The sequence below is a fragment of the Ottowia sp. genome, from assembly GCF_047601385.1.
Taxonomy (GTDB): domain Bacteria; phylum Pseudomonadota; class Gammaproteobacteria; order Burkholderiales; family Burkholderiaceae_C; genus Ottowia.
Window position 1 is genome coordinate 1,994,180 of sequence record NZ_JASGJP010000001.1, and the last position, 18,654, is coordinate 2,012,833.

General features: G+C 71.1%; 20 protein-coding genes. 5 read left to right on the forward strand and 15 right to left on the reverse strand.

Going from position 1 to position 18,654, the window contains the following annotated elements; translation table 11 throughout:
* Position 1: 1 nt before the first annotated feature.
* From QM772_RS09695 to hpaR, 11 genes are all read right to left on the reverse strand, one after another.
* On the reverse strand, positions 2 to 829 hold the full coding sequence (locus tag QM772_RS09695) for an aldolase/citrate lyase family protein (protein WP_415135877.1): 828 nt from the start codon (positions 827 to 829) through the stop codon (positions 2 to 4).
* Positions 830 to 1,030: 201 nt separating this feature from the next.
* Positions 1,031 to 1,846: a 2-oxo-hept-4-ene-1,7-dioate hydratase gene (hpaH, locus tag QM772_RS09700; protein ID WP_415135879.1), complete on the reverse strand. Its 816-nt coding sequence runs from the start codon at positions 1,844 to 1,846 to the stop codon at positions 1,031 to 1,033.
* A gap of 3 nt (positions 1,847 to 1,849) precedes the next feature.
* Entirely contained in the window at positions 1,850 to 2,308 is a 459-nt protein-coding gene (locus QM772_RS09705; protein ID WP_415135881.1) for a 5-carboxymethyl-2-hydroxymuconate isomerase, read from the reverse strand.
* A gap of 174 nt (positions 2,309 to 2,482) precedes the next feature.
* Entirely contained in the window at positions 2,483 to 3,406 is a 924-nt protein-coding gene (gene hpaD, locus QM772_RS09710) for a 3,4-dihydroxyphenylacetate 2,3-dioxygenase (protein WP_415135883.1), read from the reverse strand.
* A 25-nt stretch (positions 3,407 to 3,431) separates the two neighbouring features.
* On the reverse strand, positions 3,432 to 3,827 hold the full coding sequence (locus QM772_RS09715) for a type II toxin-antitoxin system VapC family toxin (protein ID WP_415135885.1): 396 nt from the start codon (positions 3,825 to 3,827) through the stop codon (positions 3,432 to 3,434).
* A complete protein-coding gene (locus tag QM772_RS09720) occupies positions 3,824 to 4,066 on the reverse strand; it encodes a hypothetical protein (RefSeq protein WP_415135887.1) in 243 nt (80 codons plus the stop codon). Before QM772_RS09720 ends, QM772_RS09715 begins: the two co-directional genes overlap by 4 nt.
* 90 nt (positions 4,067 to 4,156) lie before the next feature.
* On the reverse strand, positions 4,157 to 5,137 hold the full coding sequence (locus QM772_RS09725) for a tripartite tricarboxylate transporter substrate binding protein (RefSeq protein WP_415135889.1): 981 nt from the start codon (positions 5,135 to 5,137) through the stop codon (positions 4,157 to 4,159).
* A 23-nt stretch (positions 5,138 to 5,160) separates the two neighbouring features.
* Entirely contained in the window at positions 5,161 to 6,630 is a 1,470-nt protein-coding gene (gene hpaE / locus QM772_RS09730) for a 5-carboxymethyl-2-hydroxymuconate semialdehyde dehydrogenase (protein ID WP_415135891.1), read from the reverse strand.
* Between the two features lie 43 nt (positions 6,631 to 6,673).
* Positions 6,674 to 7,453 (reverse strand): fumarylacetoacetate hydrolase family protein, encoded by a 780-nt coding sequence (locus QM772_RS09735; protein WP_415135893.1) that lies wholly within the window; start codon positions 7,451 to 7,453, stop codon positions 6,674 to 6,676.
* The gene (locus tag QM772_RS09740) at positions 7,450 to 8,223 is read right to left on the reverse strand and encodes a fumarylacetoacetate hydrolase family protein (RefSeq protein ID WP_415135895.1); all 774 of its coding nucleotides are present in this window, start codon (positions 8,221 to 8,223) and stop codon (positions 7,450 to 7,452) included. The genes QM772_RS09735 and QM772_RS09740 overlap by 4 nt, the downstream gene beginning before the upstream one ends.
* Entirely contained in the window at positions 8,220 to 8,729 is a 510-nt protein-coding gene (gene hpaR, locus QM772_RS09745; protein WP_415135897.1) for a homoprotocatechuate degradation operon regulator HpaR, read from the reverse strand. Before hpaR ends, QM772_RS09740 begins: the two co-directional genes overlap by 4 nt.
* Before the next feature lie 220 nt (positions 8,730 to 8,949).
* Between hpaR and QM772_RS09750 the strand changes: the two genes are divergently transcribed.
* Entirely contained in the window at positions 8,950 to 9,990 is a 1,041-nt protein-coding gene (locus QM772_RS09750) for an NAD(P)H-dependent flavin oxidoreductase (protein WP_415135899.1), read from the forward strand.
* Between the two features lie 14 nt (positions 9,991 to 10,004).
* Here the strand turns inward: QM772_RS09750 and QM772_RS09755 are convergent, their stop codons facing one another.
* The 4 genes from QM772_RS09755 to QM772_RS09770 all read right to left on the reverse strand — a co-directional run bounded on the left by QM772_RS09755 (position 10,005) and on the right by QM772_RS09770 (position 13,729).
* Positions 10,005 to 10,988 (reverse strand): tripartite tricarboxylate transporter substrate binding protein, encoded by a 984-nt coding sequence (locus QM772_RS09755; protein WP_415135901.1) that lies wholly within the window; start codon positions 10,986 to 10,988, stop codon positions 10,005 to 10,007.
* 88 nt (positions 10,989 to 11,076) lie between these two features.
* Positions 11,077 to 12,279 (reverse strand): 3-oxoadipyl-CoA thiolase, encoded by a 1,203-nt coding sequence (pcaF, locus tag QM772_RS09760; protein WP_415135903.1) that lies wholly within the window; start codon positions 12,277 to 12,279, stop codon positions 11,077 to 11,079.
* A gap of 76 nt (positions 12,280 to 12,355) precedes the next feature.
* On the reverse strand, positions 12,356 to 13,000 hold the full coding sequence (locus tag QM772_RS09765; RefSeq protein WP_415135905.1) for a 3-oxoacid CoA-transferase subunit B: 645 nt from the start codon (positions 12,998 to 13,000) through the stop codon (positions 12,356 to 12,358).
* Positions 13,001 to 13,027: 27 nt separating this feature from the next.
* Positions 13,028 to 13,729, reverse strand: a complete 702-nt coding sequence (locus QM772_RS09770; protein ID WP_415135907.1) for a 3-oxoacid CoA-transferase subunit A — start codon at positions 13,727 to 13,729, stop codon at positions 13,028 to 13,030.
* 151 nt (positions 13,730 to 13,880) lie between these two features.
* Between QM772_RS09770 and ybaL the strand changes: the two genes are divergently transcribed.
* From ybaL to QM772_RS09790, 4 genes are all read left to right on the forward strand, one after another.
* Positions 13,881 to 15,629 (forward strand): YbaL family putative K(+) efflux transporter, encoded by a 1,749-nt coding sequence (gene ybaL / locus QM772_RS09775; protein WP_415135909.1) that lies wholly within the window; start codon positions 13,881 to 13,883, stop codon positions 15,627 to 15,629.
* A gap of 138 nt (positions 15,630 to 15,767) precedes the next feature.
* The gene (gene radA, locus QM772_RS09780) at positions 15,768 to 17,159 is read left to right on the forward strand and encodes a DNA repair protein RadA (protein WP_415135911.1); all 1,392 of its coding nucleotides are present in this window, start codon (positions 15,768 to 15,770) and stop codon (positions 17,157 to 17,159) included.
* 78 nt (positions 17,160 to 17,237) lie between these two features.
* Complete coding sequence (locus tag QM772_RS09785) at positions 17,238 to 17,654, forward strand: glycerate kinase (protein ID WP_415135913.1); 417 nt, start codon at positions 17,238 to 17,240, stop codon at positions 17,652 to 17,654.
* Positions 17,655 to 17,704: 50 nt separating this feature from the next.
* Entirely contained in the window at positions 17,705 to 18,643 is a 939-nt protein-coding gene (locus QM772_RS09790) for a branched-chain amino acid transaminase (RefSeq protein WP_415135915.1), read from the forward strand.
* Positions 18,644 to 18,654 lie beyond the last annotated feature (11 nt).

An 18,654-nucleotide genomic window follows, 5' to 3' on the forward strand; every position in this document is an offset into this window, starting at 1 on the left:
CTCAGTAGACGCTGCCGGCCACGGGCGCCGGCGCGGGCGCGCCGCCCTTGAAGCGCGCGGCCAGGGCGCTGGTCTGGCGGGCGAGGATCTGCGTGTCCAGCCCCACGGCGACGAACAGCGCGCCCAGGTCGAGGTAGTGGCGCGCCTGCGCCTCGTCGGAGGACAGGATGCCGGCGGCCTTGCCGGCGCGGCGGATGCGGGCGATGGCGTCCTCGATGGCGCGCTGCACCTCGGGGTGGCCGGGGTTGCCCACGTGGCCCATCGACGCCGACAGGTCGGCCGGGCCGATGAACACGCCGTGCACGCCCGGCGTGGCGGCGATGGCGTCCAGGTGCTGCAAGGCCAGCCGCGTCTCGGCCTGCACCAGCAGGCCCACCTGTTCGTTGGCCTCCTTGGCGTACTGCGGGTAGCGGCCCCAGCGCGAGGCGCGCGCGCCGGCCATGCCGCGGATGCCGCCCTGCCCGTCGTCCTGCGGGTAGCGCGTGGCGCGCGCCAGCGCGGCGGCCTGCTCGGGCGTGTCCACCATCGGCACCAGCAGCGTCTGCACGCCCAGGTCGAGGTACTGCTTGATGAGCGCGGCGCCCGCCTCGCCGTGGCCGAACGGCACGCGGGCGATGGGGTGCGACGCGGGGTAGGCGGCGGTGGCCTGCAACTGCGCCAGCACGTCGGTCAGGCCGTTGGGCGCGTGCTCGCCGTCGAGCAGCAGCCAGTCGAACCCGGCGCCGGCGCAGATCTCGGCGGTGTAGGCGTTGGCCAGGCCCAGCCACAGGCCGATCTGCGGGCGGCCCTCGGACAGGGCCTGCTTGAAAGCGTTGACGGGGGTTTGCATGATTCCTTTCAGTTGTCCATGACGCCAGGCACCACCCGCAGCCCATGGCGCGGTGCGGTATCGCTCCCTCTCCCCTTGCGGGAGAGGGCCGGGGAGAGGGGCTGTCTGGTACTGGCGTTGCGCTGGTTGCCGCCCCCTCTCCCCAACCCCTCTCCCGCGAGGGGAGAGGGGCTTGTGATCCGTGCAGGGTTGGGGTTCATTTCAGATGAATTTGAATTGCAGGCGGCCCAGCGGGCCGTAGTCGGCGTCGAACACGTCGCCCGCCTTGGCCGCTACCGGCCGCGTGAAAGAGCCGGCCAGCACGATCTGCCCGGGCTGGAGCGACTCGCCCCAGGGCGCCAGCTTGTTCGCCAGCCAGGCGATGCCGATGGCCGGGTCGCCCTGCACGCCGGCGGCCAGGCCCGTCTCCTCCACCATGCCGTTCTGGCGCAGGATGGCGCCGACCCAGGGGCGGTCGATGGCGCGCGCGTCGGCGCGGCCGGCGCCGACCACGATGCCGCCGTTGGCGGCGTTGTCGCTGATGGTGTCGTACACCTTGCGCATGGCCTTGGTGTGGCGGTCGAACTGCTCGATGCGCGCGTCGATGATCTCGATGGCGGGCGTCACGTAGTCGGTGGCGGCCAGCACCTGCTCCACGTCCACGTTCGGGCCTTGCAGCGGCGACTTCAGCACGAAGGCCAGCTCCACCTCCACGCGCGGGGCGATGAAACGGCGGGCGGGAATTTCCAGCACCTGGCCGGGCGTGGCGGTGAACAGCATGCTGTCCAGCAGCGTGCCGTAGTCGGGCTCGTCGATCTGGCTGCTGATCTGCATGGCGCGCGAAGTCAGGCCGATCTTGTGGCCGATGACGCGGCGCCCCTCGGCGATCTGGCGCGCCACCCAGGCGCGGCTGACGCGGTAGCCGTCCTCCACGGTCATGCCGGGGAAGCGCTTGGAGAAGTGCTCCACGGGCACGCGGGTGGTTTCGCTGTGGTGCAGCTCGCCCGCGAGCTGCTGGATCTGGTCGTCGGTCAGCATGGGTCAGGTCTTGTTGAACAGGGGATGCAGGGTGCTGTGCTTGGCGTCGAAGACTTCGGGGCCCACGTCCACCTGCACCGTCAGGCCGATGTGGCGCGTGGCCATTGCAGAGTCCAATCGGGCCCTGGCGCTCGCCAACAAAGCGCTACCAGCTCTCTTTTGTGTAGCATCCGAGCGCCCGCGGCCCATGCGCAGGTTGAGGTACATGAAACCGTATTCGCCCGGGTCGTCCGTCGCCACGCCGGTCTTGCCGTCGCCCGCCGCGCGCCCCGCCGCGCCGCCGTCGCTGACGGCGAAGTGCGGCGCCGGGTAGGCCAGCACGCGCGTGCCGCCGGTGGGGAACACCTGTTTGCCGTCCTCGTCACGCACGGCCAGCATGGCGTCGGCCAGCTCGCGGCACAGGGCGGGCATGTCGACCACGGCGTCGAGGTTGCCGGTGTAGAGCACGACGAGGTGCGGCATATCAATGCCCTCTGGCGCCAAGCATCGCCGGCAGCCCACAAAATCCAAAGGGCCTGAAGGCCGCGGAGCAGGCCATGCCAGCGAACGCCATGCCCGGACCTGCGCCGGGCATTGGCGTTGTCCCCCCTCCCGCAGGAGAGGGGGGAAGGCGCCGAAGGCGACTCAGGGGGGTGTTCATAGTCTTGGGAAAGCCTTGTACGCCCCGGCGCGCGAGGCCTCGGGCGGCGGCACCGCGCCGCCGTCCTGCGGCGTGACGGGGAATACGGCGTTGATCTGCCCCGTGCCGGAGGCGCCGAAGTAGGGCGTGACCACTTCCACCTGGCCGTCGTAGGCCGACCAGCCCAGGGCGCCCAGCAGCATGGCGGTGTCGTGCATGAAGCCCTCGCCGTGGCCCTTGCTGGCGTACTCGGGCAGCATGGCGCAGAAGTCGGCCCACTCGCCCTTTTGCCACATCTGCACCACGTCGTGGTCGAGCCGCTCCAGGAACGGGCTCCAGACCTTGAAGGCGTAGTCCGGCGCCATGCCGTTCTGCGCGAAGCGGTGCGACAGCGAGCCGCTGGCCATGAAGGCCACCTTGCCGTCGTAGTGCTTCTCCACCGCCTCGCGCATGGCCCAGCCCAGGCGGGCGCTGTCGTTGAGGTAGTGGCTGGTGCACAGCGCCGACACGCAGATGGCCTTGAAGTGGCCGTCGGCGTTCATGTAGCGCATGGGCACCAGGGTGCCGTATTCGGGTGCCAGCGTGGTCTGGTCGTGCGCCAGCGTCTCCACGCCGTGCTCGTTGCACACCTGCGCCAGCAGGCGCCCCAGCGCGGGGTTGCTGGGGCAGTCGTAGGCCATGTTGCTGATGAAGTGCGGCAGCTCGTTGCTGGTGTACACGCCCTGCCAGTGCGGCGCGCAGTTGAGGTGGTAGCCCGCGTTGACCAGCCAATGCGTGTCGAACACGACGATGGTGTCCACGCCCAGTTCGCGGCAGCGCCGGCCGATCTCGAGGTGGCCGTCGATGGCGTCCTGCCGCGTGCCCTGGCGCGGGCCGGGCAGCTCGCTCAGGTACATGCTGGGCACGTGGGTGATCTTGGCGGCGAGGGCCAGTTGTCCCATGGGTTCGTCTCCGTATGGTTGATTTCTAGGGGCTGACCAGTTCGATGGTGGGGAAGTAGGTGCGGTAGCGTGTGGCGTCGCGCGTCAGCAGGGGGCGGCCTTCGGCCTGCGCCTGGGCGCCGATGAAGAAATCGGGCAGCACGCCCGTGCGGCTGCCGCCCCGCTGGCGGTAGCCCCGGAAGGCCAGGGCCGCCTCGCGCGCGGCGGCGCGGCTGATGTCGAGAACGGCAATCGACTGCTCGCTCAGGAAAGCATCCAGATCGAAATCCAGGGCGGGATAGCCGACCAGTTCCGCGTAGACCACGATGTTGATGGCCAGCCCCTGGTCCCGGCCCAGACGCAAGCGCTGCGCCGACCACGGCATCCAAACCGGGTCGCGCTTGAAGAGGTCCAGCAGGACGTTGGTATCCACCAGTGTCACGGGCGGTTCCAGTCGTCTCCACGGGTGATGCGCATCCACTCATCGGTGCTGGGCCCCCCTTTGATGACGCCGATCCACTTGGCCAGCGGATCGTCCTCGGGAATGGGCAGCGGCGCCTTTTCGGCGACCAGCAGCTTGCGCAGGGCCGTCAGGCCGGCCTCGGTCTTGCTCAGACCGTGGCGCTCGCAGTAGTCGAGAAATTCGGCCTCCAGGGCCTTGGGCAGACGCAGCGTCAGCATGGCGGCTCCTTTGTTGACATACGAAATGGATAAATTGTATGCCGTCAAACTTCAGTTGTCATACGACGTGGTGCGGCGCGTGGATGCATATCACTCGGCGGTGATGCCGGCCTTGCGGATCACCACGGCGTAGCGCTCGATCTCGCTGCGGATGAAGGCGCCGAACTCCTCCGGCGTGCCGGACTTGTCGGCAATGCCGCCCTGGCGCAGCGCCTCGGCCACGCTGGGGGCGCGCAGCGCCTGGTTGACCTCGCGGTTGAGGCGCTGCACCACGGCGTCGGGCACGCCGGCGGGCGCCAGCATGCCGTTCCACGAATTGGACTCCACCGCCGCGCCCTGCTCGGCCAGCGTGGGGATGTCGGGCGCGTAGACCGAACGCCTGGCCGTGGCCATGCCGATGGCGGCCAGCTTGCCCGATTGCACGTGGCCGCGGAACTCGGGCCAGTTGCCGAACATCATCGACACCTGGCCGCCCAGCAGGTCGGCCAGCGCCGGCGCCTGGCCCTTGTAGGGCACGTGCACGATGCCGGGCGTGCCCAGCGCGGTCTTGAGCATCTCGCCCGCCAGGTGGGCCGAGGTGCCCTGGCCGAACGAGGCGTAGCTCAGTGGCTTGCCGGCCTTGGCCTGCGCCGCGATGTCGGCCACGGTCTTCAGGCCGCTGGCCGGGTGGGTGGCCAGCACATGCTCGGACAGGCCCATCAGCGCCACCGGGCGCAGGTCCTTCCGGCTGTCGTAGGGCAGCTTCTTCAGCAGCGTGTGGTTGACGCAGAAGCTGTTGGCCACGGTGACGAAGGCGTAGCCGTCGGGCGCCGACTTGGCGACGCCGTCGACACCGATCACGGTGCCGGCGCCGGGCTTGTTCTCGACCACCACGGGCTGGCCCAGCGTGCGGGCGATCTCGGTGGCGACGAGGCGCGTCACCGCGTCGGTGGTGCCGCCGGGCGTGAACGGCACCACCCAGCGGATGGCTTTCGACGGCCAGGCATTCTGCGCATGCGCCAGCCAGGGCGCGGCCAGCGCGGCGGCGCCGGCTTGCAGGCAGCGGCGGCGGGTAAGTTCAGGCAGGTTCATAGGCATTCCTTGCATGAAGACCGTCAGACGCCCCAGTGCGGGATGTGGTGCGAGCCCAGCGACACGGCGACGTTCTTGGGCTCCAGGAAGACCTCGTAGCTCCAGGTGCCGCCCTCGCGCCCGGTGCCCGAGGCCTTGGTGCCGCCGAAGGGCTGACGCAGGTCGCGCACGTTCTGGCTGTTGACGAAGCACATGCCGGCCTCGATGGCGGCGGCCACGCGGTGGGCGCGGCCGATGTTCTCGCTCCACACGTAGCTGGACAGGCCGTATTCGATGTCGTTGGCCAGGCGAACAGCGTCCGCCTCGTCCTTGAACGGGATCAGGCAGGCGACGGGGCCGAAGATCTCCTCCTGGGCGATCTTCATGCGGTTGTCCACGTCGGCGAACACGGTGGGCCACATGTAGTTGCCCTTGGCCACGCGGGCCGGCAGCTCGGCCGCGTAGCCCGGGCGGTCCAGGCCGCCGCACAGCAGCGTGGCGCCCTCCTTCGGGCCCAGCTCGATGTAGCCGCGCACCTTGGCGAGGTGGCCCTGGCTGATCATCGGGCCGACGATGGTCTTCTCGTCCCGCGGGTCGCCGACGACGATCTTCTTCGCCCGCTCGGCGAACTTCGCGGCGAAGTCGGCATAGATGCTCTGCTGCACCAGGATGCGGCTGCCGGCGGTGCAGCGCTCGCCGTTGTTGCTGAAGATCATGAACACGGCGGCATCCAGCGCGCGGTCCAGGTCGGCGTCGTCGAAGATCACGAACGGGCTCTTGCCGCCCAGCTCCATGCTGAACTTCTTCAGCCCCGCCGTCTTGACGATGCGGTTGCCGGTGGCGGTGGAGCCGGTGAAGGAGATGGCGCGCACGTCGGGGTGGGCGCACAGCGGCTCGCCCGTTTCCTTGCCGAAGCCGTGCACCACGTTCAGCACGCCGGCGGGGATGCCGGCCTCCAGCGCCAGCTCGCCCAGGCGCGCGGCGGTGAGGGGGCTCAGCTCGCTCATCTTCAGCACCGCCGTGTTGCCGAAGGCGAGGCACGGCGCGACCTTCCAGGTGGAGGTCATGAAGGGCACGTTCCACGGGCTGATCAGCGCGCACACGCCGACGGGGTGGAACAGCGTGTAGTTCAGGTGCGTGGGCGTGGGGTAGGTGTGGCCGTCCACGCGCACGCACATCTCGGCGAAGTAGCTGAAGTTGTCGGCCGCGCGCGGCACCAGCTGCTTGCCGGTCTGGCTGATGGTCTGGCCGGTGTCGTCGGTCTCGGTCTTCGACAGCTCGGGCACGTGCTGGGCGATCAGCTCGCCCAGTGCGCGGATCTTCCTGGCGCGCTCGGGCGCGGGCAGGCCGGCCCAGGCGGGGAAGGCGGCCTTGGCGGCGGCGACGGCGGCGTGCACCTCGGCCTCGCCGCCCGATGCGACCTCGGCCAGCACGTCCTGCGTGGCGGGGTTGACGGTCTCGAAATACGTGCTGCCGGCGACCGCTTTGCCGTTGATGAGATGATCGATTTTCATAGCTGCTCGCGCTTGTCTGGCGGGCGCTGGCGCCCGATTTGGTTCAAAACCTGGGCTCGGAAACGATGGTGTTCTGCAGGGCCCCGATGCCCTCGATCTCGCACACCACGACGGCGCCCGCGGGGCAGTCCACCACGCCGTCCGGCGTGCCGGTCAGGATCAGGTCGCCGGGGTGGAGCGTCATGAAGCTGCTGAAGTATTCGATGAGCGTGGGCACGTCGAAGATCATGTCGGCCGTCGTGCCCTGCTGCGTCACCTGGCCGTCGACGGTGGTGCGCAGCTTCAGGCGCATCGGGTCGGGCACGTCGGCGGCGTCCACCAGCCAGGGGCCGATGGGGGTGCAGGTGTCGCGGTTCTTCACGCGCAGGTTGGGGCGGTACCAGTTCTCGAGGTAGTCGCGGATGGCGTAGTCGTTGGCCACGGCGTAGCCGCGCACGAAACCGTAGGCGTCGCCCTTCTTCACGCGGCGCGCCTCGCGGCCGATGACCACGGCCAGCTCGCACTCGTAGTGCATGTTCCGCACGCCGTCGGGCCGCACGGTGAAGGCGCGGTGGCCGATGAGCGAGGCCGCGCCCTTGGCGAAGGCCAGCGGCTCCTCGGGCGGCTTGAAGGCCAGCTCCTTCGCGTGGTCGGCGTAGTTGATGGCCAGCGCCAGCACGCTGCGCGGGCGGTGCGGCGGCATGGGGGCGAGCGGCGGCAGCCAGACCACCTCGTCGAACGACAGGCGGCGGCCGCGGAAGGCGGGCGTCAGCAGTTCGAGCCGGCCGTCGGATTCGACGGCGTCGTGCACGGCGCCGGCCCAGGCGATGCGGGCGTGTTTCATGATGAACGGCCCCCCACGCTTGCCGCTGCCGCGTCTGCGCTGCCCCCCGAGGGGGCCCTCGCGCCTTGGGGTGGCCCGGCGTCGCTCGGCTCCCCCACCACCGTGTGGCGCAGCGGCGCGAAGCCGGCGGCGCGGATTTCGACCTGGTCGCCAGGGCGCACCAGCGGGCGGCTGCCGTCGTCCAGGCAGTCGGTGCCGAGCATCAGCACGTCGCCGGGCCGCAGCGTCATGAACGCATTCACGTCGGCCAGCAGCGTGGCGGCGTCGCGCACCAGCGTGGCGAGGTCGAGCGTCTGCGCCAGCGCGCCGTTGACGCGCGCCTCGATCTTCAGCGCGCCCAGATCGACGTCGCCGGCCGGCACAGGCCGCGCGCCGCAGACCAGGAAGCCGTCGCGGTTGCGGAAGCGGACCGCCGGGCGGTAGTAGCTGGCGTGCGGCAGGCTGAGGTCGTTCAGCAGCACGCAGGCGGATACTATGCTTTCAATAGCTGCAGGCACTTGACTGGCATGCGCTGGGGGCCGATCAGACGCATAATCGCCAACCACCAGCCCGAGCGTCGGGCCGATCCACGCCGCGTCCGGCACGGCGACGGCGGCGCCGTCGGGCGCGAAGGTGTTGGCGGTCTTGACGTAGAGCACCGGCGCCTGGGGCGCGGCCTTGTAGGGCGGCTCGGCCATCTTCGGCGCCCACAGCGCACGCTCGCGCCGGGCGTTCAGCAGCAGGCCGTACACGGTGCCGGACGGCAGCCAGCGGGCGGCGGGCGACGTCATGCCGCGGACTCGATCAGCGGGGATGCGGCGTCGGTCATGTCGTCTGTCTCCTGTTGTGCGTCGTCGCCTTGCAGCGCGATCAATTCGTCCAGCAGCGCGTAGAGCTGCGTCAGCCGGGAGCGGCCCAGGTGCGCCTCCAGCACATCGTACTGCGCCTCGATGGCGTGTTGCAGCGAGGCCGCCAGCGCCAGCCCCCCGGGCGTGGCGTGCACCACGCTGCGGCGCGCGTCGCCGGCGTGGCGCTCGCGCCGCACCAGCTCGGCCGCCTCCATGCGCGCCAGCATGCCGGTGAGGCTGGGGCCCAGCAGATGCGCCTCGCGCGCCAGCCGGCCGGTGTCCAGCCCCTCGGCGTGCGCCGGGTCGGCCAGCACGCGCAGCACGCGCCACTGCTGGTCCGACAGGCCGTGCGCGCGCAGCATGGGGCGCCGGCCGTGCATCAGCGCCTCGCGCGCCTTCAGCAGCAGGAGCGGCAGGTTGCGGTGCTTGAAGGCGGGCGTGCGGGTCATTTATTTAATATATTAAATATCCGGCCGGTATGCAAGCCCTTTCGCGTCAGCACGCTACGCTGGCGGCTGGCCCGCCTTCTGGAGCGAAAAAACATGACCCCACTCGACTTCGACGCCCCCGCCGTGCGTAGCCGGTACGCACAAGGAGCGCAACGCCGAGGGGCGGGGCGGGCCGAGCCGTTCTTCAAAGCCCTGCGCGGAACGCTCTAACATGGCCGGCATGAACACGCTGGCTGAACGGCTGGGCACGCGCTGGCCGCTGATCCAGGCGCCGATGGCCGGCGCGCAGGGCAGCCGGCTGGCGCTGGCCGTGGGCGGCGCGGGGGCGCTGGGCTCGCTGCCCTGCGCCATGCTGGCGCCGGATGCGCTGCGCGCCGAGCTGGCCGCCCTGCAGGCCAGCGGCCTGCCCTGCAACGTCAACTTCTTCTGCCACACGCCGCCGGCGCCGGACGCGGCGCGCGAGGCCGCCTGGCGGGCGGCGCTCGCGCCGTACTACGACGAGCTGGGCCTGGACATCGGCGCCGTGCCAGACGGCCCCGGCCGCACGCCCTTCAGCGCCGAGGCGGCCGAGCTGCTGGCGGAATTCAAGCCGCGCGTGGTCAGCTTCCACTTCGGCCTGCCGGCGCCCGCGCTGCTGGCGCGCGTCAAGTCCTGGGGCGCTTTCGTGCTGTCGTCGGCCACCACCGTGCGCGAGGCGCTATGGTTAGAGGAGCACGGCGCGGACGCCGTCATCGCCCAGGGGCTGGAGGCGGGCGGCCATCGCGGCCACTTCCTGAGCATGGACCTGACCGAGCAGCCCGGCACCTTCGCCCTGCTGCCCCAGGTGGTGGCCGCCGTGCGCGTGCCGGTGATCGCCGCCGGCGGCATCGCCGACGCGGCCGGCGTGCGCGCGGCGCGGGCGCTGGGCGCGGCCGGCGTGCAGGTGGGCACGGCCTACCTGTGCGCCGACGAGGCCGCCACCACGCCGCTGCACCGCGCCGCGCTGCAAAGCGAGGCCGCGCGCCACACGGCGCTGACCAACGGCTTCACCGGCCGGCCGGCGCGCGGCATCGTCAACCGCGCGATGCGCGAGCTGGGGCCGATGTGCCCCGCCGCGCCCGAATTCCCCCTGGCCGCCGCCGCCATCGCCCCGCTGCGCGCGGCGGCGGAAAAAGCCGGCCGCACCGACTTCACGCCGCTGTGGAGCGGCCAGAACGCGCGCGGCTGCCGCAGCGCGCCAGCGGCGGAGATCACGCGCGCGCTGGCCGAGGGCTGGGGCTGACCAGCCGGCGGGAATCAGTCGGCCGTCGCGCCCGAAGCCTTGACCACCTTGCTCCACTTGACCCCTTCGGCCTGAATGAAGGCGGCGAACTGCGCGGGCGCATCGCCCACCACTTCGCCGCCCTGCTCGGCGATCTTCTTCCTCGCCTCGGGCTGGCCCAGCACCTTCACGATGGCGGCGCTCAGCTTGTCCAGCACCGGCTTGGGCGTGGCGGCCGGGGCGAACATGCCGAACCACGAGGTGGCCTCGTAGCCGGGCACGCCGGCCTCGGCGATGGTGGGCACGTCGGGCAGCTCGGGCGAGCGCCTGGCGGTGGTCACGGCGATGGGGCGCAGCTTGCCCGAGCGCACGTGCTGGATGGCCGAGGGCAGGTTGTCGAACATGATGGAGATCTGGTTGCCCAGCAGGTCGGTCATCGCCGGGGCGCTGCCCTTGTAGGGCACGTGCAGCAGATCGGCGCCGGTCATGCTGCGGAACAGCTCGCCCGACACGTGGGGCGACGAGCCGGCGCCCGGCGAGCCGTAGGTCACCTTGCCGGGATTGGCCTTGGCGTAGGCGATCATTTCCTGCACCGTCCTGAACGGCTGGCTGGGGTGGGCCACCAGCAGGTTGGGCACCTTGGCCACGAGCGAGAGCGGCGCGAAGTCCTTGACCGGATCGAAGGGCATCTTCCTGTACAGCGACTGGTTGATGGCGTGCGTGCCCACCGTGCCCATGAACAGCGTGTAGCCGTCGGCCGGCGCCTTGGCCGCCAGCGACGCGCCGATGTTGCCGCCCGCGCCGGGCTTGTTGTCCACGATCACGGACTGGCCCAGCTCGGTGGTCAGGCCCTGGCCCAGCACGCGCGCCAGGATGTCGGTGGTGCCCCCGGCCGAGAACGGCACGATGATCGTGATGGGCTTGGCGGGGTAGTTCTGGGCGGCCGCGCCCAGGGGCAGCGCGGCGGCCATCAGCCCGGCCAGCAGGGCGCGGCGGGTGGTGCGGGAGGTGGCGGTCATGGTGGATTTCCTTTTGTCTCGGGGAAGGAAGGGGGCGGTCTGGTGCCGCGGCTAAGGGCGCGAAGCGGAAAAGCTCAGGAACGCTGTTTCACACGCGCTCCAGAATGACGGCGATGCCCTGCCCCACGCCGATGCACATGGTGCACAGCGCGTAGCGCCCGCCCCGGGCGTGCAGCTGGTTCACGGCCGTGGTGGCCAGGCGCGCGCCGCTGGCGCCCAGCGGGTGCCCCAGGGCGATGGCGCCGCCCCAGGGGTTCACGCGGGGGTCGTCGTCGGCCAGCCCCAGGTCGCGCAGCACCGCCAGGCCCTGCGCGGCGAAGGCTTCGTTGAGCTCGATGACGTCGATCCGATCCAGCGTCAGGCCCGTGAGCGCCAGCACCTTGCGCGCGGCGGGCGCGGGGCCGATGCCCATCACGCGCGGGGCCACGCCGGCCACCGCCATGCCGAGCACGCGCGCCTTGGGGGTCAGGCCGTATTGCCGGGCGGCCTCTTCATTGGCCAGCAGCAGCGCGCAGGCGCCGTCGTTCACGCCGCTGGCGTTGCCGGCGGTCACGCTGCCGTCGGGCCGCACGACGCCCTTGAGCGACGCCAGCTTCTCCAGGCTGGTTTCGCGCGGGTGCTCGTCCTTGTCCACCACCACGGGGTCGCCCTTCTTCTGCGGGATGGTCACCGGCGTGATCTCGCGCGCCAGGTGGCCGGCCTTCTGCGCGGCCACGGCCTTGAGCTGGCTGGCCAGGGCCATCCTGTCCTGCGCGGCGCGCTCGATCCTGTGGTCCACGGCCACGTTCTCGGCCGTCTCGGGCATGGCGTCGACGCCGTACTGCGCCTTCATCAGCTTGTTGACGAAGCGCCAGCCGATGGTGGTGTCGTACACCGCGTTGGCGCGGCTGAAGGCGCTCTCGGCCTTGGGCATGACGAAGGGGGCGCGGCTCATGCTCTCGACGCCGCCGGCGATCATCAACCGCGCCTCGCCGGCCTTGATGGCGCGCGCGGCGCTGCCGACGGCGTCCAGGCCCGAGCCGCACAGGCGGTTGAGGGTGGCGCCGGGCACGTCGACGGGCAGGCCGGCCAGCAGCGCGGCCATGCGGGCGACGTTGCGGTTGTCCTCGCCGGCCTGGTTGGCGCAGCCGTAGAGCACGTCGTCCACCGCCGCCCAGTCGACGCCGGGGTTGCGCGCCATCAGCGCCTTGATCGGCATGGCGCCCAGGTCGTCGGTGCGCACGCTGGCGAGGGCGCCGCCGTAGCGGCCGATGGGGGTGCGGATGGCGTCGCAGATGAAGGCTTGGGTCATGGCATCTCCAGAAGATTACTATTGAAAAGTGAGCTGCCAACGCTTGCCCAGTAAGCGCTGACGGCCATTTTGACTCTTATCGCCGGATGGGCAGGCCGACGATGCGTTCCAGCTCGGCGTGCGTGAGGCCGTCCACGGTGTCGATCAGCCGCAGGCCCTCGCGCGTGCATTCGAGCGTGCACAGGTCGGTGTAGACGCGCGTGACGCAGGCCAGCCCGGTGAGCGGGTAGGTGCAGGCCCGCACCACCTTGCATTCGCCGGCCCTGGTGAGCAGGTCCATCATCACCCAGGTCTGCCTGGCGCCCACGGCCAGGTCCATCGCGCCGCCCACGGCGGGGATGGCGCCGGCCTCGCCGGTGCTCCAGTTGGCGAGGTCGCCCGTGGCCGAGACCTGGAAGGCGCCCAGCACCGCGACGTCGAGGTGGCCGCCGCGCATCATCGCGAAGCTGTCGGCATGGTGGAAGTAGCAGCCGCCGGGCAGCAGCGTCACCGGCTGCTTGCCGGCGTTGGTCAGGTCGTAGTCTTCCTGGCCCTCGGCGGGCGCGGGGCCCATGCCCAGGATGCCGTTCTCGCTTTGCAGCACCACCTCGCGGCCGGCGGGAATGCAGTTGGCCACCTGGGTCGGCATGCCGATGCCGAGGTTGACGTAGGCGCCGTCGAAGATGTCCTGCGCCACGCGCCGGGCCAGCGCCGTCTTGCTTCTTTTTTGATAGCTGCTCACGCTTGCTGCTCCTGCTCCGGGTGCCTGTCAGGCCGCATTCCTGAAACCGCCGGCCCTGGTGGCCACGCGCTCGATCCGGACCACCTTGTTCACGTAGATGCCGGGGGTGACGACGGCCTCGGGGTCGAGCTGGCCCAGCGCCACGATCTCGTGCACCGAGGCCACGGTGAAGCGCGCGGCCATCGCCATCACGGGGCCGAAGTTGCGCGCCGACATGCGGTAGGTCAGGTTGCCCCAGCGGTCGCCGCGCTCGGCCTTGATGAGGGCCACGTCGCCGTGGATGGGGTACTCCAGCACGTAGTGCCTGCCGTTGATCTCGCGCGTCTCCTTGCCCTCGGCCAGGGACGTGCCGTAGGCCGTGGGGCAGAAGAAGGCGCCGATGCCCGCGCCGGCCGCGCGCATGCGCTCGGCGAGGTTGCCCTGGGGCACGAGTTCCAGCTCGATCCTGCCGCCGCGGTACAGCTCGTCGAACACCCAGCTGTCGACCTGGCGCGGGAAGCTGCAGATGATCTTGCGCACCCGCCCGGCCTTCAGCAGCGCGGCCAGCCCGGTCTCGCCGTTGCCGGCGTTGTTGTTGACCACGGTGAGCTCGCGCGCGCCCTGGGCGATCAGCCCGTCGATCAGCTCGGTGGGATTGCCCGAGGTGCCGAAGCCGCCGATCAGCACCGTGGCGCCGTCCTGCACGCCGGAGAGCGCCTCGGCAACGGAGTCCGCAATCTTGTCGATCATGTATCTGGTCCCGGAAACAGGGGGGTGGCGAGGCGCAGTTTGCCTCATGAAGGGCCGCCGCTCGACCTAGGTGATAACCCAGGGGCCGGCGGCCACGGCGCGCGGCGGCGCGTGCGCGGCCGCCGACGCGGTTTGCCTGCAAAATTGGCCCATGGCCCACGGCGCCCTCATCCAGACCCTCGCAGCCGCCCTCGGCCTGGCGCTGGTGCTGGGCTTCGTCGCCGCGCGGCTGCGCGTGCCGGCGCTGGTGGGCTACCTGCTGGCGGGCGTGATCATCGGGCCGTTCACCCCCGGCTTCGTGGCCGACAGCGACATCGCCGGCCAGCTGGCCGAGATCGGCGTGATGCTGCTGATGTTCGGCGTCGGCCTGCATTTCTCCCTGCAAGACCTGCTGGCCGTGCGCCGCATCGCGCTGCCGGGCGCGCTGGTGCAGATCGCGGCGGCCACGCTGATGGGCGCCGGCCTGGCCACCTGGTGGGGCTGGCCGCTGGGCGCGGCGCTGGTGTTCGGGCTGGCGCTGTCGGTGGCCAGCACGGTGGTGCTGCTGCGCGCGCTGGAACACCTGGGCCTGCTGGACACGCACACCGGCCGCATCGCGGTGGGCTGGCTGGTGGTGGAAGACCTGGCGATGGTGCTGGTGCTGGTGCTGCTGCCGCCGCTGGCCGAGGCGCTGGGCGGCCGGGCCGGCGCCGCGGCGGCGGGCACGGCGGCGCCAGGCGCCTCGCCGATCTGGCACGCGCTGGGCGCCACGCTGCTGCAGGTGGGCGGCTTCGTGGCGCTGATGCTGGTGGTGGGGCGGCGGCTGTTCCCGTGGGTGCTGTGGCAGGTCGCGCGCACCGGCTCGCGCGAGCTGTTCACGCTGTGCGTGGTGGCGGCGGCGGTGAGCATCGCCTTCTCGTCGGCGGCGCTGTTCGGCGTCTCGTTCGCGCTGGGGGCGTTCTTCGCCGGCATGGTGATGCGCGAGTCGGAGTTCAGCCACCGCGCGGCGCAGGAATCGCTGCCGCTGCGCGACGCCTTCGCGGTGATCTTCTTCGTCTCGGTGGGCATGCTGTTCGACCCGGCGGTACTGATCGAGCGGCCCTTGCAGGTGCTGGCGGTGGTGCTGATCATCGTGCTGGGCAAGTCCTTCGCGGCCTGCGCGCTGGTGCTGGCCTTCCGCTACCCGCTGGCGACCGCGCTGACGGTGAGCGCCAGCCTGGCGCAGATCGGCGAGTTCTCCTTCATCCTGGTGGTGCTGGGAACCAAGCACGAGCTGCTGCCGCCCGAGGCGCGCAGCCTGGTGCTGGCCGGGGCGCTGATCTCGATCGCGCTCAACCCGCTGAGCTTCCGCGCCATCGCGCCGCTGCTGCACTGGCTGCACGCGCATTCGGCGCTGGCGCGGCGGCTGGAGCAGCGCGACGACCCGCTGGCCGAGCTACCGATGGGCACCGAGGCGCGCTTCCTCTCGCGCCAGGTGGTGCTGGTGGGCTACGGGCGGCTGGGGCGGCGCCTGGCCGCGCAGCTCAAGGCCAACGACGTGCCCTTCGTGGTGGCGGACCAGAACCGCGAACTGGTCGAGCGGCTGCGCGAGCAGGGCCTGGCCGCCGTGTGGGGCAACGCGGCCGAGCCGGCGGTGCTGATCCAGGCCCACATCGCGCGCGCCCGCGTGCTGGTGGTGACCACGCCGGACACGCTGAACATCCGCCAGATGATCGCCACCGCGCGCACGCTGAACCCGCCCATCGAGATCGTGGTGCGCGGCCACAACGAGACCGAGGCGCAGCTGCTGGAGCAGGAGGCGGCCAAGGTCTACCTCGCCGAGCCGGAGCTGGCGCGGGCCATGTCGCGCGACGTGCTGGCGCGCGCGATGGCGCCGGCGGCGCCGGTGGCGTCGGAGACCGGCGGGCTGCGGCCCTGGTAGCGTATTGGCCCGTCATTCCCGCCTGCGCGGGAATGACGATAGCAGTCAAATCGGCCTCCAGCGCTTGCCGGACGGTCGCTAGCAGCTATCAACTGAGTAGCAATCATCGCGGCCGGACGAGCCGGCTACGATCACCGCATGGCCAAGGACAAGACCACCTACACCTGCAACGAATGCGGCGCCAGCAGCCCGCGCTGGCTGGGCAAGTGCCCGGCCTGCGGGGCGTGGAATTCGCTCGTCGAGACGGTGGCCGAGCCAGCTGCGGCCGGCGGCAGGAACCGCCTGGGCGGCGCCTTCGCCGCGCTGGCGCCCGCCGCCGCCGTGCAGCCGCTGGCCGCCATCGAGGCCGTGGACGTGGCGCGCTCGCCCACCGGCCAGCCGGAGCTGGACCGCGTGCTGGGCGGTGGCATCGTGGCCGGCGGCGTGGTGCTGATCGGGGGCGACCCGGGCATCGGCAAATCGACTTTGCTGTTGCAGGCGCTGGATGCCTTGCAGCGCTCGGGCCTGCCCAGCCTCTACGTGACGGGCGAGGAAAGCGGCGCCCAGGTGGCGCTGCGCGCGCGGCGCCTCGGCATCACCGGCTCGCAGGTGGCGGTGCTGGCCGAGATCCAGCTGGAGAAGATCCTCGCCACCCTGGCCGCGCAGCAGCCCGCGGTGGCCGTCATCGACTCGATCCAGACTGTCTACAGCGACCAGCTCACCAGCGCCCCCGGCAGCGTGGCGCAGGTGCGCGAGTGCGCGGCGCACCTCACGCGCTGGGCCAAGGCCAGCGGCTGCGCGGTGGTGCTGGTGGGCCACGTCACCAAGGACGGCCAGCTCGCCGGCCCGCGCGTGCTGGAGCACATGGTGGACACGGTGCTGTACTTCGAGGGCGACACGCACAGCAGCTTCCGGCTGATCCGCGCCATCAAGAACCGCTTCGGCGCCGTCAACGAGATCGGCGTGTTCGCCATGACCGAGCGCGGGCTGAAGGGCGTCTCCAACCCCAGCGCGATCTTCCTCAGCCAGCACGCGCAGCCGGTGCCCGGCAGCTGCGTGATGGTCACGCTGGAGGGCACGCGGCCGATGCTGGTGGAGATCCAGGCGCTGGTGGACGGCGGCGGCCCGAGCCCGAGGCGCCTGTCGGTGGGCCTGGAGCGCGACCGCCTGGCGATGCTGCTGGCGGTGCTGCACCGCCACGCCGGCGTGGCCTGCGCCGACCAGGACGTGTTCGTCAACGCCGTAGGCGGCGTGCGCATCAGCGAGCCGGCGGCCGACCTGGCGGTGATGCTGGCCATCACCAGCAGCCTGCGCGGCAAGCCGCTGCCCAAGGGCTTCCTCGCCTTCGGCGAGGTCGGCCTGGCGGGCGAGGTGCGCCCCGCGCCGCGCGGGCAGGAGCGGCTGAAGGAGGCGGCCAAGCTGGGCTTCTCGGTGGCCGTGGTGCCCAGGGCCAACGCGCCGAAGAAGGCCGAGCGCGCCTTCGAGGGCCTGACGATCCACGCCGTGGAGCGGGTGGACGAGGCCATGGCGCTGGTGCGCGGGCTGGACTGAATGCTACTGTTTTCATAGCTTCCGGCGCTTGTCTGGCGGGCGCTGTGGCCATTTTTCATATTCAGTGACAATGCACGCATGAATGTCCGACCCCTCCTCACCCTGGCCGGCGCCGTGGCGCTGGGCGCGCTGGCCTGGCGCGGCGGCGGCTGGCAGGGCATCGCGGTGATGGCCAGCGCGCTGCTGCTGTGGTTCCTGCTGTACTACACGCGGCTGCTGACCGTCATGAAGCGCGCCGCCGACCGCCCCGTCGGCTACGTCGGCAGCGCCGTCATGCTCAACGCCAAGCTGAAAGCCGGCCAGCCGCTGCTGCACGTGGTGGCGCTGACGCGCGCGCTCGGCCAGCGGCTGTCGGCGCCCGACGCGCAGCCCGAGGTCTACCGCTGGACCGACCCGGGCCAGTCGCACGTCACGGCCGAATTCGCGGGCGGGCGCCTGAAGGCGTGGCGGCTGGAGCGCCCGCCGGAGGCCGCCGAGCCGCCGCCCGCGGCTTAAAATCGCCCGGCTTTTCAGTTCCTCCGATCCGACCCCACAAGGACACCCGCATGAGCACCCCCGCCCTCTCCATGGCCGACCGCGACGGCAAGATCTGGCTCGACGGCCAGCTGGTCGACTGGCGCGACGCCAAGATCCACGTGCTGACGCACACGCTGCACTACGGCTGCGGCGCGTTCGAGGGCGTGCGGGCCTACGACACCGCCGGCGGCACCGCCGTCTTCCGTTTGCAGGAGCACACCCAGCGCCTGTTCAACAGCGCCAAGATCCTGCGCATGCAGATCCCCTTCACGCCCGAGCAGCTGAACGAGGCGCAGAAGGCCGTGGTGCGCGCCAACGGCCTGAAGAGCTGCTACCTGCGCCCGCTGGTGTGGATCGGCTCCGAGAAGCTGGGCGTCAGCCCCAGGGGCAACACCATCCACGCCATGGTCGCCGCCTGGGAATGGGGCGCCTACCTGGGCGAGGAAGGCATGAAGCGCGGCATCCGCGTCAAGACCAGCAGCTACACGCGCCACCACGTCAACATCACCATGACGCAGGCCAAGGCGGTCAGCAACTACAGCAACTCGATCCTGGCCAACATGGAAGCGCTGGACGACGGCTACGATGAGGCGCTGCTGCTCGACGCGGCCGGCTTCGTGTCGGAAGGCGCGGGCGAGAACATCTTCCTGGTGAAGGACGGCACCATCTACACGCCCGACCTCTCGGCCGGCGCGCTCAACGGCATCACCCGCAACACGGTGCTGCACATCGCCCAGGATCTGGGGCTGGAGGTGGTGCAGAAGCGCATCACGCGCGACGAGGTCTACATCAGCGACGAGGCGTTCTTCACCGGCACCGCGGCCGAGGTCACGCCCATCCGCGAACTCGACCGCGTGCAGATCGGCGCCGGCCAGCGCGGCCCGGTGACGGAGAAGATCCAGGGCGCGTTCTTCGACATCGTGAACGGCCGCAACGCCAAGTACGCCCACTGGCTGGCCAAGGTCTGAGCGAGGAATCC